General features: G+C 67.9%; 5 protein-coding genes. 2 read left to right on the top strand and 3 right to left on the bottom strand.

Annotated features, from left to right (window positions below; all coding sequences use genetic code 11):
* Positions 1–7 precede the first annotated feature (7 nt).
* Positions 8–3,316 (top strand): arabinosyltransferase domain-containing protein, encoded by a 3,309-nt coding sequence (locus HF886_RS10215; protein WP_169652234.1) that lies wholly within the window; start codon positions 8–10, stop codon positions 3,314–3,316.
* A 136-nt stretch (positions 3,317–3,452) separates the two neighbouring features.
* Positions 3,453–4,094 (top strand): TetR/AcrR family transcriptional regulator, encoded by a 642-nt coding sequence (locus tag HF886_RS10220; protein WP_169620772.1) that lies wholly within the window; start codon positions 3,453–3,455, stop codon positions 4,092–4,094.
* Between the two features lie 77 nt (positions 4,095–4,171).
* On the opposite strand, the gene HF886_RS10225 is transcribed toward HF886_RS10220, so the two are convergent.
* The 3 genes from HF886_RS10225 to fadD32 are packed head-to-tail and all read right to left on the bottom strand — an operon-like array spanning position 4,172 to position 12,626.
* Positions 4,172–5,716, bottom strand: coding sequence for an acyl-CoA carboxylase subunit beta (locus HF886_RS10225; RefSeq protein WP_169652235.1), 1,545 nt, complete (start codon positions 5,714–5,716; stop codon positions 4,172–4,174).
* Positions 5,717–5,723: 7 nt separating this feature from the next.
* Entirely contained in the window at positions 5,724–10,685 is a 4,962-nt protein-coding gene (pks13, locus tag HF886_RS10230; RefSeq protein ID WP_169652347.1) for a polyketide synthase Pks13, read from the bottom strand.
* A gap of 51 nt (positions 10,686–10,736) precedes the next feature.
* Positions 10,737–12,626, bottom strand: a complete 1,890-nt coding sequence (fadD32, locus tag HF886_RS10235; protein WP_169652236.1) for a long-chain-fatty-acid--AMP ligase FadD32 — start codon at positions 12,624–12,626, stop codon at positions 10,737–10,739.
* Between the last annotated feature and the right edge of the window lie 162 nt (positions 12,627–12,788).

A 12,788-nucleotide genomic window follows, 5' to 3' on the forward strand; every position in this document is an offset into this window, starting at 1 on the left:
GGAACCCGTGCCCGACGACGTGACGACCGCCCCCGCTCCCAGCGAGACCCCGCTCAGGTCCGTCGGCGAGGATCTTCGTACGCAGTACCGGACCGCACGACTCGTCGCCGCTGTCGCGGGACTGCTCGGCATCGTCCTTGCCGTAGCGACGCCGTTCCTGCCGGTGCGCGTCACGGAAGCGACCGTGACGTGGCCCCAGAACGGCTCGGTCACCGACATCGAACTGCCGTTGATGTCGCAGGTACCGCTCAGTTTCGAGGCGACGATCCCGTGCGTCGCGGTCGGTGAACTCCCCGACTCGGGCGGGATGCTCCTCGCGACCGCACCCGCGAACGGGCAGGACGCCGCGCTCAACGCGATGTTCGTGCGTGTCGGCGAGGAGAACGTCGACGTGCTCGACCGCAACGTCGTGGTGGCGACGGCGCCGCGCAGCGAGGTGGAGTCGAGTGCGTGCACCGAGATCCGTCTCTTCTCGGACGCCGACCGGACGACCGCCGAATTCGTCGGGCTCTCCGACGAGAACGGCCTCCCGCGCGCCGGGGAACTCGGTGGCGACCTGCGGCCGCTGGTCGTGGGCGTCTTCAGCGACCTGACCACCGCGGTGCCCGGACTCGAGGTGACCGTGGACGTGGATTCGCGATTCACGTCGTCACCCACCCTCGTCAAATCGCTGGCGATGATCCTCGCGGTCCTGTCGACCGCACTCGCGCTCGCCGCGCTCGCGAAGCTGGACGGCACCGACGGACGCGGGCACCGCCGTTTCCTGCCCGCACGCTGGTGGAAGTTCAGCGGTGTCGACATCGTCGTGATCGGCACACTCATCGGCTGGCACTTCTTCGGCGCGAACACCTCCGACGACGGTTACCTCCTGTCGATGGCCCGGGCGTCGGAGCACTCCGGCTACATGGCGAACTACTTCCGGTGGTTCGGTGTACCCGAAGCGCCGTTCGGCTGGTACTACGACGTGCTGGCGGCGTTCGCGAAGATCTCCACGGCGAGCCCGTGGATGCGACTGCCGGCACTGCTCGCCGCCATCGTCTGCTGGATGGTCATCAGCCGGGAGGTCGTGCCCCGGCTCGGGCGTGCCGTCCGGGAGAACCGGATCGCGCTGTGGACCGGCGGACTGGTGTTCCTCGCCTTCTGGCTCCCCTACAACAACGGCCTGCGTCCCGAACCGATCGTCGCCCTCGGCGCGTTGCTGACGTGGTGCTCGATCGAGCGCGCGATCGCCACCGGCCGTCTGTTGCCGGCCGCGACAGCCGTCATCATCGGCGCCTTCACGCTGGCGGCCGCCCCGACCGGCCTGATGTGTATCGCCGCGCTGATCGCGGGCCTGCGGCCCATGACGCGCATCGTGGTCCGCCGTCACCGTGAGGTCGGCACGCTGCCGTTGCTCGCTCCGATCGGCGCAGCCGGTGTGCTCGTCCTCGTGGTGGTCTTCTCGGACCAGACCCTCGCGGCGGTCCTCGAGGCCACCCGTGTGCGCACGATCATCGGCCCCAACGAGGAGTGGTGGAACGACTTCCTCCGCTACTACTACCTGATGGTGCAGACCGTCGACGGGTCGCTGGCACGCCGTTTCGCGTTCCTGGTCATGCTGCTGTGCCTGTTCACGACGATGCTCGTGCTGCTGCGTCGCCGGAAGATCCCCGGCATCGCCATGAGCCCGTCGTGGCGCCTGCTCGGCATCGTCTTCGGAACGATGTTCTTCATGATGTTCAACCCCACGAAGTGGACCCACCACTTCGGGGCGTACGCGGGCATCGCCGGATCGCTCGCCGCACTGACCGCCGTGCTCGTCTCCGCCAGTGCTCTGCGATCGCGGCGAAACCGCACGATCTTCCTGGCAGGTCTGCTCTTCGTCCTCGCGGTGTCGTTCGCCGGCATCAACGGCTGGTGGTACGTCTCGAGCTACGGCGTTCCGTGGTTCGACAAGACCGTCTCGTTCCAGGGCACCCAGTCGAGCTCGGTGTTCCTCATCCTCTTCGGTGCGGCGCTGCTCCTCGTCGCCTGGCAGTACCTGCGCGAAGGCTATGCGGCGCCACCGGAGAAACCGACGACGCGCAAGGGCCGCCGTATCCGGACCTTCGCGGCCGCGCCGCTCACCGTCGTCGCCGCGGTCATGGTTCTGTTCGAGGTGCTCTCACTCCTCAAGGGCGCTGTGGCGCAATACCCCGCCTACTCGCTCGCCCGGTCCAACATCGGTGCCCTCGCAGGTGACACCTGCGGCCTCGCGAACGACGTGCTCGTCGAGATCGACCCCAACCAGGGCCGTCTCGAACCGATCACCGACCCCGCGAATCCTCCGGCCGGCGGAGATCCGCTCGCCGGATCCTCTCCCCGTGGATTCAGCCCGGACGGCGTTCCGTCCGACCTCACCGCCGACTACGTCGAGGTCAAACCCGGACAGGGCAACACCGACAACCAGAGTGTCGGCCCCACGTTCGAGACCGGCTCCGGCGGCGGCACCACCGGTGGACGAGGTGCACAGACCGTCAACGGCAGTACCGCGCGCCTGCCGTTCGGACTCGACCCGGCCGTCACCCCGGTCCTCGGTAGCTACCAGCAGGGCGTGCAGGAACCGGCAAGCCTCACCTCGAGCTGGTACCAGCTGCCCGAGCGTGCCGACGAGTCGCCGCTGATCGTGCTCTCGGCCGCCGGCCGCGTCTGGTCCTACGACGACACCGGTGCCCTGAACTACGGACAGTCGCTGCTCGTCGAGTACGGCACACGGCTGCCCGACGGAACCGTCGAGGCGAAGGGCACCTACCTGCCGCGGGACATCGGTCCGGCACCGTCGTGGCGGAACCTGCGTGTGCCGATCGCAGATCTGCCGGAGGACACCGACGCGGTGCGGATCGTCGCGAACGATCCCAACCTCACCGGAGACCAGTGGCTCGCGTTCACGCCGCCGCGGGTGCCCGTCCTCGACACCCTCGACAGCGTGATCGGCTCGGAGCAGCCCGTCCTGCTGGACTGGGCCGTGGGTCTGCAGTTCCCGTGCCAGCGGCCGTTCGATCACTGGGCCGGTGTCGCCGAGATGCCGAACTACCGCATCCTCCCCGACCGTCCGCTCGCGGTGTCGTCGACCGACACGTGGCAGTCGGCGGACAACGGTGGCCCGCTCGGATTCACCGAGGTCCTCGCCCGTGCCGAACAGATTCCGACGTACCTGAAGAACGACTGGGCCCGCGACTGGGGTTCGCTCGAGCGGTACGTCCCGAACTACCCGGACGCGGTTCCCGCGGAGATCGCGACCAGCGAGGTGAACCGCTCGGGGCTGTGGAAGCCTGCGTCGATGCGCGTGTACGAGTAGCGTCCGGGGCTGCCGCACCCACAACCACGTCCGGTTCGGCCGAACGTGGTTGTGGGCCGTCCGGGGACGGAACGTGAGGGATCACATGCCCGGACGGGTGTCGGGTAACCATGTCGCGTATCCCTAGAATGCGGGAGTGACCATCGAGAACAGCGCGGACGCCTCGTCGCTCTCCCCGCGAGCCACCCAAGCGGTCAGGCGGAGTCTGACCCCGCGGCAGGAGGCTGCGAGTCGCGATGTGGACCGGCTCATCCGCGCCGGCCGAGAACTGCTGACGCAGGGTGCTCCCGCACGCGTCGCGGACATCGTCACCGCTGCCGGACTGTCGAACGACGCCTTCTACCGGTACTTCCGGAGCAAGAGCGATTTCGTCGACGCCGTGGTCGAGGAGGGCAGCCAGCGGCTTTTGAACTACCTGCGCCGGAAGATGGACGCGGCAGGAAGCCCCGAGGGCGCTCTCCGGGCGGGCGTCGCCGCGGTCCTCAGTCAGGCGGTCGACCCGAGCATCGGAGCCGCGACCCGCAATGTCGTCGCGGCGGGAGGCGGTCGTCCTCATGCGCCGAAGGTGCGCGAGGATCTCGAGTTCGCGCTCGCGGAGGTGCTCGCCGGACCGATCCGCGAGCTGGGCTCGACCGACCCCGAACGGGATTCGCGCGCAACGTCGATCCTGTTGCTCGCCTCGATGGAACACCTGCTCTGGCGCGACACCACCAGCTTCGATGCCGACGCAGAGGTCGAGCACATCGTCGGCTACGTGCGCCGCGCCCTGTCCGTCTAGCCGGCACAGACGAATGCCGTAGTGGGCTGCACAGTGCGCGTGCAGCCCGCTACGGCATCGTTGTCACACGGTGGCCGTCAGAGCGGCAACAGGTGGTGCTTGCGCGGGTTCTTGAACACCGTCTTGTCGCGCAGCAGATTCAGAGCGCGCCGAATCTCGAGCCGCGTCGAAGCCGGGTCGATGACGGCGTCGATGTAGCCGCGCTCGGCAGCGATGTACGGCGTCGCCACATGCTCGTTGTAGAAGTTGATGAGCTGCTGCCGCACCGCGGGAGCATTCTCGCCCGCGTCGGCGATCTGCTTGCGACCGATGACCGCAACCGCGGACTCGGCACCCATCACGGCGATGCGGGCCGTCGGCCACGCGAAGTTGATGTCGGCGCCGAGTTGCTTGGAACCCATCACCGCGTAACCGCCGCCGTACGACTTGCGCACCACCACGGTCACCTTCGGCACGGACGCCTCGACGTACGAGAACAGGAACCTGCCGCCACGCTTGATGACGCCGATCTTCTCCTGCTCCACACCGGGCAGGAAGCCCGGAGTGTCGACGACGAAGACCAGCGGGATGCTGTAGGCGTCGCAGACCCGGACGAAGTGCGCGGCCTTGTCGGCTGCGGCTGCGTCGAGCGCACCGGACAGATGGAGCGGCTGGTTCGCGACGACACCCACCGGGCGGCCGTCGACGCGGGCGTATCCGGTGATGATGTTGTGCGCGGTCTGCGAACGGACCTCGAAGAAGTCGCCGTCGTCGAAAATCTTCAGCAGGATGTCGTGCATGTCGTAGCCGGAGTTGTCGGCGTCCGGCATGAACGAATCGAGTTCGAGGTCGTCGGGCGTGATTTCCGGTTCCAGACCGGGATTGACGACCGGCGGCTTCTCCTGCGCGTTCGACGGCATGTAGCTCAGGTACTGGCGCACCCACTCGAACGCGGCCTTCTCGTCGGGCGCGACGTGGTGCACGTTGCCGTATTCGGCTTGCTTACGCGCGCTTCCCAGTTCGTGAAGGCTGACGTCCTCACCGGTGACGGCCTTGATGACATCCGGTCCGGTGACGAACATGTGGGCGTCTTCGGTCGCGACCACGACATCGGTGTTGATCGGGGCGTACACGGCACCGCCGGCACACTTGCCGACGATGACCGAGATCTGCGGGCACAGCCCCGACAACGGCTCGGTGCGCTTCCCGATCTCGCCGTACCAGGCGAGCGACGTGACGGCGTCCTGCACGCGCGCGCCACCGGAATCGTTGATGCCCACGACGGGGCAGCCGATTTTGAGGGCGTAGTCCAGGACCGCGGAAACCTTGCGGCCGAACATTTCTCCGACGCTGCCGCCGAGCACCGTCTGGTCGTGGGAGAAGACCGCGACCGGCCTGCCCTCAACCGTGCCGTGCCCGACGACGACGGCGTCGCCGTAGAAGGCGTCCTCGCGGCCGGGCGTCTTCATCAACGCGCCGATCTCGACGAAGCTCCCCTTGTCGAGGAGCATGTCGATGCGCTCACGCGCACTCGGAATGCCCTTCTTCGCGCGTTTGGCGACTGCGATCTCGCCCGCAGGTTCCTGCGCGATCTCCAGTTTCTGGCGCAGCTCGGCCAGCTTTTCTGCCGTGGTGGTGGTCACTACTCGTTCAGCTCCTCGAGGCCTCGATGGCGGCCAGCTTACGGGTCAGGTCTGCCCCCACCTTGGCGATGTACGGCTCGTCGACGATCTGCAGGTGATCGCCACCCACGGACACGACTTCCAGATTCGCGACGACGTCTCCCCAGCCGCCGTCGGGCTGCCGGGTGCCGAACGCCGGCTCGAGGTCGATCGCGTCGTCGTGATAGCGATCCGCCATGTAGAGAACGACATCGCCGTCGTAGGTTTCGAGTTCGGCGGTCTGGATCGCCCGGTTGTCGAGCCACGACGTGCGCTGATGCTCGATGATGCCGCCGGGGATCTCGACACCGCTCATCTCGAGCAGGCCCATGAGGATTCCGATCTGGTCCTCGTCGGACTCGGCCTCGGCCAGAAGGTCGTACGGCAGCGGGGCTTCGATGCCGTAGGTCTTCTTCGCGAAGCGCGCGTAGCGCTGCCAGCGCTTCCTGATCTCCTCGGGCGTGTTCTCGACCTTCTCGCCCGCCATGACGGTGTCGATCAGCCCGACGACACGCACGTCCTTGCCGCGCTCGCGCAACAGGCGCGCCACCGCGTAGGCGAGCACACCTCCGAGCGACCAGCCGTAGAGCACGTACGGGCCGTCGCCCTGGATCTCCTCGATGAGCGGCAGATATACCGCGGCGCGCTCTTCGATCGGTCCCTCGGTGCGTTCGAAGCCGTACATCGGCGTATCGGCGGGAAGACGCCTGAGCAGCGGTTCGTACGCCACGGTGGAGCCACCTGCCGGGTGGAAGACGAACACCGGCACCGCATCCGAGCCCTCGGGCCGCGGTCGCAGGGCGCGCACCAATCCGTCGATCCGGTCGGAGGATTCGAGGTATCCGCGGACGACATCCGCGAGTTTCTCGATCGTCGCAGCACCCCGCACATCCTCGACGGTGATGCTGCCTCCGGAACGCTCCGTCAGACGGGCCGCGAGCTTCTCGGCCTTCTCGTCGTCCAGCGTGGGAAGCGTGTTGAAGATGCTCTTCGCCGACCGCCCGGTAACCACCGCCCACGACGCGAACGTCAGGCGTTCGGCGGCGTCGCGCGGGGGCACATCGACGCCACCGTCATCGGTGGTGTCCAACGACGCGGTCTCGGCCGGAGCGGTCTCCGGCGCGGTCTCGGCCGGCGCGGCAGGCGCCGCGTCCTCCAGGATCTGCTCGGCTTCGGCGACGACCGTGGTGTCCTCCACCGAGGTCGGTGCCTGCTCGTCGGCCGCTGCGTCTTCTGCGGCGTCCGCCGCGCGCTCGGCAGCCTTGTCCGCGGCCTGCTGCTCGGCGAGTGCCGCGACTTCCTCGCGGTTCTCGACGGCGTACCGCAGGTACTTCGCGACGTCGCGCAGGCTCGCATCCTTCACCGCGGAGATCTGGAGTTGCGGAATGTCGAACTCGTACTCCACCCGGTTCTTGATCCGGACCGCCATGAGCGAATCGAGGCCCAGTTCGATCAGCGGAATCTCGACCGGCAGGTCCTCGGGCGCGTATCCCATCGACTCCGCGACGATCAGCGCGAGCCGATCCTCGAGGGTCTGCGAGCCGGCCGGATCCCATCGGTCGCCGGCGCTCTCGGCCACCTCGGCGGTGTCCTCGTCCGTACGGGTCGACACCGCGGTGGCGGCAACAGGTGCGGACAGCACCTCACCGGAGGTGACGACACCCTCGTGGACGAGCGTGAACCCGCCGTCGTCGAGAGCGTGTACCTGCAGCGACGCACCACCGGGATGGCGGGTGAGCGTGGTGGTGAGCGTCCCGGCTGCGGGCACCGGTGCGTGCGGCATCGACGCGGTGAGCGTCACGTCGGCGAGCACCTGCGAGGCCGCGGCCACGAGCAGCGCGGCGGGATCGGTGACGGCCGAAGCCTGCACCTCCCACACGTGCCGGCCGTCGGGGAGTGCGACGTGCGCACCGGGAACCCGGCTGTTGCCCGCGGAGCCGATGCGGGCCTCGACCCAGTACGGCTTCCGCAGGAACGCGGTCCGCGGGATCTCGGCGTAGTCCCCCTCGGGGAGCAGGCTGCCCAAGTCCACGGGATGCCCGTGCACATACAGCTGCGCGAGGGCGAGGAGCACGCCGAGCGACTCGTCTTCCTTGCGCTTGAGCGTCTGGATGAACTGTCCGTCCTGCACGCCCGCGTCGAAAGCGGTCGACGCGACCGACATGAGCGTCGCGGGATTGGCGTTGAGCTCCACGAAGGTGGTGTGGCCGTCGGACAGTGCCTGGCGCACGGCCTGCGTGAAGTACACGCTGTGGCGCATGCCCTTGGTCCAGTACTCGACCCCGTGAATGCCTTCGTGTCCCGGCCGGTACAGGGTTTCCTGGTCCACCGACGAGTACACGGCGACCTTCAGCGGGTGCGGCTCGATACCCGCGAGTTCGGCAGCGAGCTCACCGAGAATCGGGTCGACCTGCGAGGTGTGGCTCGCGCCCTTCGTCTGCAGGACACGAGCGAACTTCTCCTCGGCCTCGGCGCGGGCGACGATCTCGTTGACCTCGCCCTGCGGGCCACCGATGACCGTGTGGGTGGGCGCGGCGTAGACGCACACCTCGAGGTGCGGGAAGTCCGGGAGCACCGAGGTGATCTCGTCGGCGCTGTATTCGACGAGCGCCATGAGACGGATGTCGTCGCCCTCGAGCTGGCCTTCCGCCTCACCCATCAGCCGCGAGCGGGCGCAGATGACGCGCACGGCGTCCTCGAGCGCGAGTCCACCGGAGATGTACGCGCCGGCAGCCTCACCCATCGAGTGCCCGACGATCGCGGCGGGCTCGGCACCGTGGTGGCGCAGTACCGCCGCGAGGCCGATCTGGATCGTGAAGATCCCGACCTGCGCGGTCTCGACGTCGTAGTCCTGGCTGTCGTCGAGGAACTTCTCCGTCATGGAGTAACCGGACTCGTCGACGATCAGCTCGTCGACCTCGTCCACGGCCCGCGCGAACACCGGGTTCTCGAGATACAGCTGCTTGGCCATCTTCCGGTGCTGGGCACCGAAACCGGACAGCACCCACACCGGTCCCGCGGACGCGGGAGAGTCGGCGGTGAAGACACCCTGGGCCGGCTTGCCGGCGGCGACGGCGCGCAGACCGGCGATGGCCTCGGCACGGTCGGCGGCGACCACGACCGCGCGGGAGCGCCCGTGATTGCGACGCGCGAGCGTGCGGGCGACGTCGGCGAGCGGAGTCGTGCTGCCCTGCTCGGTCTCGAGCCAGTCGGCGAGGTCGGCGGCGGCGCGGCGACGGCGGGACGGCATCGGAGCGGACACCGCGAGCACGACCGGCATCTCACGAGCCGGTTCCGCGGGGGTCTCGGCGATCTCGGAGACGGCGTCGGACACGATCTCGACCTCGGCCTCGGCTGCTTCCTGCCCGTCGGGGCCGGTGTATTCGTGCACCACGACATGCGCGTTGGTGCCGCCGAATCCGAAACCGGAAATGCCCGCGACCGCGCGTCCCGTGTACCGGGGCCACTTCGCACCGTCGGGAATGACCTGGAGATGCGCCTTGTCGAACGGAATGTACGGGTTGGGCGCGGTGTAGTTCAGCGTCGGAGGAAGCGCGTCCTCCTGCATCGCGAGCACGACCTTGATCAGGCCCGCAGCACCGGCAGCCGACTCGAGGTGGCCGAAGTTGGTCTTCGCCGAACCGAGGAGCACCGGCTTGTCGGCATCGCGGCCGCGGCCGACGACCCGCCCGAGTGCATCGGCTTCGATCGGGTCACCGAGCACCGTGCCGGTGCCGTGTGCCTCGATGTAGTCGACACCCGACGGCAGGATCTGCGCGTCCCGGTAGGCCCGGCGCAGCACGTCGACCTGTGCTTCCGGGTTGGGGGCCGCCAGGCCGTTCGAACGGCCGTCCTGGTTGACGGCCGTGCCGGCGATGACGGCGAGAATGTTGTCGCCGTCGCGCTCGGCGTCCTCGAGACGCTTGAGCACGACGAGACCGCCGCCCTCGGCACGGATCATGCCGTCGGCGTCGGCGGAGAAAGCCTTGATGCGGCCGTCGGGAGCCATGACGCCGAGTTCGTCGAAACCGAGGGTTCCGGCCGGCGCGAGCAGCATGTTGACGCCACCGGCCAGCGCGACATCGGCTTCACCGCCGCGCAGCGCACGCACCGCCTGATGCACCGCGACGAGCGACGACGAGCACGCCGTGTCGAGGGTGACCGAGGGGCCGTGGAAGTCGTAGAAGTACGAGACGCGGTTGGCGATGACCGCGGACGACGTACCCGTCAGCGCGTACGGGTGCGCAACGGACGGGTCGACCGAGGCCAGCAGCATGTAGTCGCTCGCCGAACTGCCGATGAAGACACCGACCGAACCACCCTTGAGGTCGCTCGGAGGAATGTGCGCGTGCTCGAGCGCCTCCCACGTCAGTTCGAGCGCGAGACGCTGCTGCGGGTCGACCATCTCGACCTCGCGCGGCGACATCGCGAAGAACTCGGCGTCGAAGCCCTTGACGTCGTCGAGGTAGCCACCACGGGTGTTGGCCTTGCGGATCGACTCGCGGACGGCCGGGTCGCCTTCGAACTCCGACCAGCGGCCCTCGGGAAGATCGCCGATGGCGTCCCGCCCGGACGAGAGCAGATCCCACATCTGCTCCGGCGTCTCGATATGACCCGGGAAGCGCGTCGACACACCGACGATCGCGATGTCCTTCGACGCCCCCGACGGTCGCGCCGCGTAGAGGGACGCGTCGTCGTCGTCTTCGGGACGTTCCGGTTCGCCCTCGATGATGCGCGTTGCCAGCGACGCGATGGTCGGATGCTGGTACGCGATCGTCGCGTTCAGGGTGACGTCGAGAAGATCCTCGATCTCACCGCTCAAGGCCACCGCGTCGCGGGACGACAGTCCGAACTCCTCGAGCGGACGATCATCCGTGATCTGCGAGACCGGCTGGCCGGTCGTGTTTGCGATCCAGTTCCGCAGCCAGTCACGCAGTTCCGCAACGGTCATTTCCATGTCAGCCATCAACCCACCACGCTACCCGGGAACAAGAACATTTCTTCACACGCTGTCGGGGAACGCCTGCTGCTGGTGACCACCGCGCAGCGTTCCCTCGATGTAGGCGGCCTTGCAGGCGCGCCGTGCGATCTTTCCGCTGGAAGTACGCGGGATGGAACCCGCGGGAACGAGCAGCACGTCGCGCGCCGTCACGCCGTGGCGTGCCGAGATCGCGGCGCGCACGGCATCCGCGACCGGCTGCGGGTCGACCTTGCCCGCACCCGGTGCGCGCTCGGCGACCACGACGAGTTGCTCGGACGAATCGTCCGCGTCGAACTCGAGGCCCGAGGCGGCGTTCTCGAACACCACCTGCGGGAGCTGGTTGGCAGGAACCGCGAACGCGGCCACGAACCCGGGGCGCAGCGCGGGGCTGGCCTCCTGAGCCGAGTACTCGAGGTCCTGCGGATAGTGATTGCGGCCGTCGACGATGACGAGGTCCTTGACGCGGCCGGTGATGTACAGCTCACCGTCGATGTACACGCCGTAGTCGCCCGTGCGGAGCCACTTGGCGTCGTCGGGGGTGCCCTCGGCGTGGCTGCCCTCGGGAAGCCGCTGCGTGATCTTGTTGTGGAAGGTCTCGTCGGTTTCCTTCTTACGACCCCAATAGCCGATGCCGACGTTGTCGCCGCGCAGCCAGATCTCGCCGACGTGCTCGTCCGGAACCTCGGCGCCGGTCTCGGCGTCGACGATCGCGGCCCACTGGCTGATCGACACGAAACCACAGGACACCTGCGGGATCGCGTTCTCGGCGTCGCGGTCGACGCGCACGACCCGGCCACGGTTGAGTTCGTCGCGGTCGACGTAGAGGACCTTCGCTTCGTCGCTGTGCTTGGTGGACGAGACGAACAGCGTCGCCTCGGCCATCCCGTACGACGGCTTGATCGCGGTCTTGGGCAGGCCGTACGGCGCGAACGCCTCGTTGAACTTGCGCATCGACGACGTGGTCACCGGCTCGCTGCCGTTGATCAGGCCGATGACGTTGCTCAGGTCGAGGGTTTCGCCGTCCTTGGGCAGGCCGCGCGCGGCGGCGTGCTCGAAGGCGAAGTTGGGCGCGGCGGCGAACGTGCCGGCACCGTCGGAGACGGCGGCGAGTTCGCGGATCCAGCGACCGGGACGTGCGACGAACGCACGCGGGCTCATGATGGTGATGTACTTTCCGCCGATCGCGGGCAGGATCACCGTCAGCAGGCCCATGTCGTGGAACAGCGGCAACCAGGTCACGCCACGCGAGGTCTCGTCGAGCTCGATCGAATCGGCCATCTGGATGACGTTGGTGAGCACCGAGCGGTGGGTGATCTCCACGCCGGCCGGGACGCGGGTCGAGCCCGACGTGTACTGCAGGTACGCGATGTCGTCGGTGGAGACCGCGGGGCTGGTCCACGAGTCCGCGAGCGTGTCGGGGATCGCGTCGACGGCGATTACCCGGGGACGCTGCGCGGCGGGGAGGGGGCGGAAGAACTGCCGGACACCTGCGGCAGACGAGGTAGCGGTGAGGATCGCGCTCGGAGTGCAGTCGCCCAGAACGGCGTGCAACCGGTCCGTGTGGCCGGGCTCGTCGGGATCGAACAGCGGTACGGCGATGACGCCCGCGTAGATCGCGGCGAAGAAGGAGACCACGTAGTCGAGGCCCTGAGGGGCGAGGATCGCTACCCGGTCGCCGGGATCGGTGACCTGCTGCAATCGCGCGGCGATGGCCTTGAGCCGGACGCCGAATTGGTTCCACGTCAGTTCGTGGACCTCACCGTCCCGTTCCCGCGAGTAGTCGATGTAGCGGTAAGCCGTCTCGTCACCGTTGGAGGCCACGTTCTGCTCGAGGTGATCGAGCAGCGTGTTCCCCTCCGGCAAGTTGATCCGGCCGTTTTCATCGATGAACTCTTCGAACCCGACGCTCAATTCCTTCTCCCTGTCGAAGCGATCCCACAACCACTCGACATGGTTGCGCCCCTAACTCTTTCTTGCGCTGCCAGATCATCTCCTCGAACACCGCGAACAGCGTCTGTGTACGACTCACTGAAGGTGTTCATCGGTCCGAGGTCACGGATATGTTACAGATCG

The sequence above is a fragment of the Rhodococcus sp. 105337 genome, from assembly GCF_012844225.1.
In the GTDB taxonomy this organism is placed as follows: Bacteria; Actinomycetota; Actinomycetes; order Mycobacteriales; family Mycobacteriaceae; genus Rhodococcus.

Bases quoted from the DNA above. Each gene is read 5' to 3' on its own strand.
- pks13 (WP_169652347.1), bottom strand. From the start codon at position 10,685: ATGACCGTTGCGGAACTGCGTGACTGGCTGCGGAACTGGATCGCAAAC.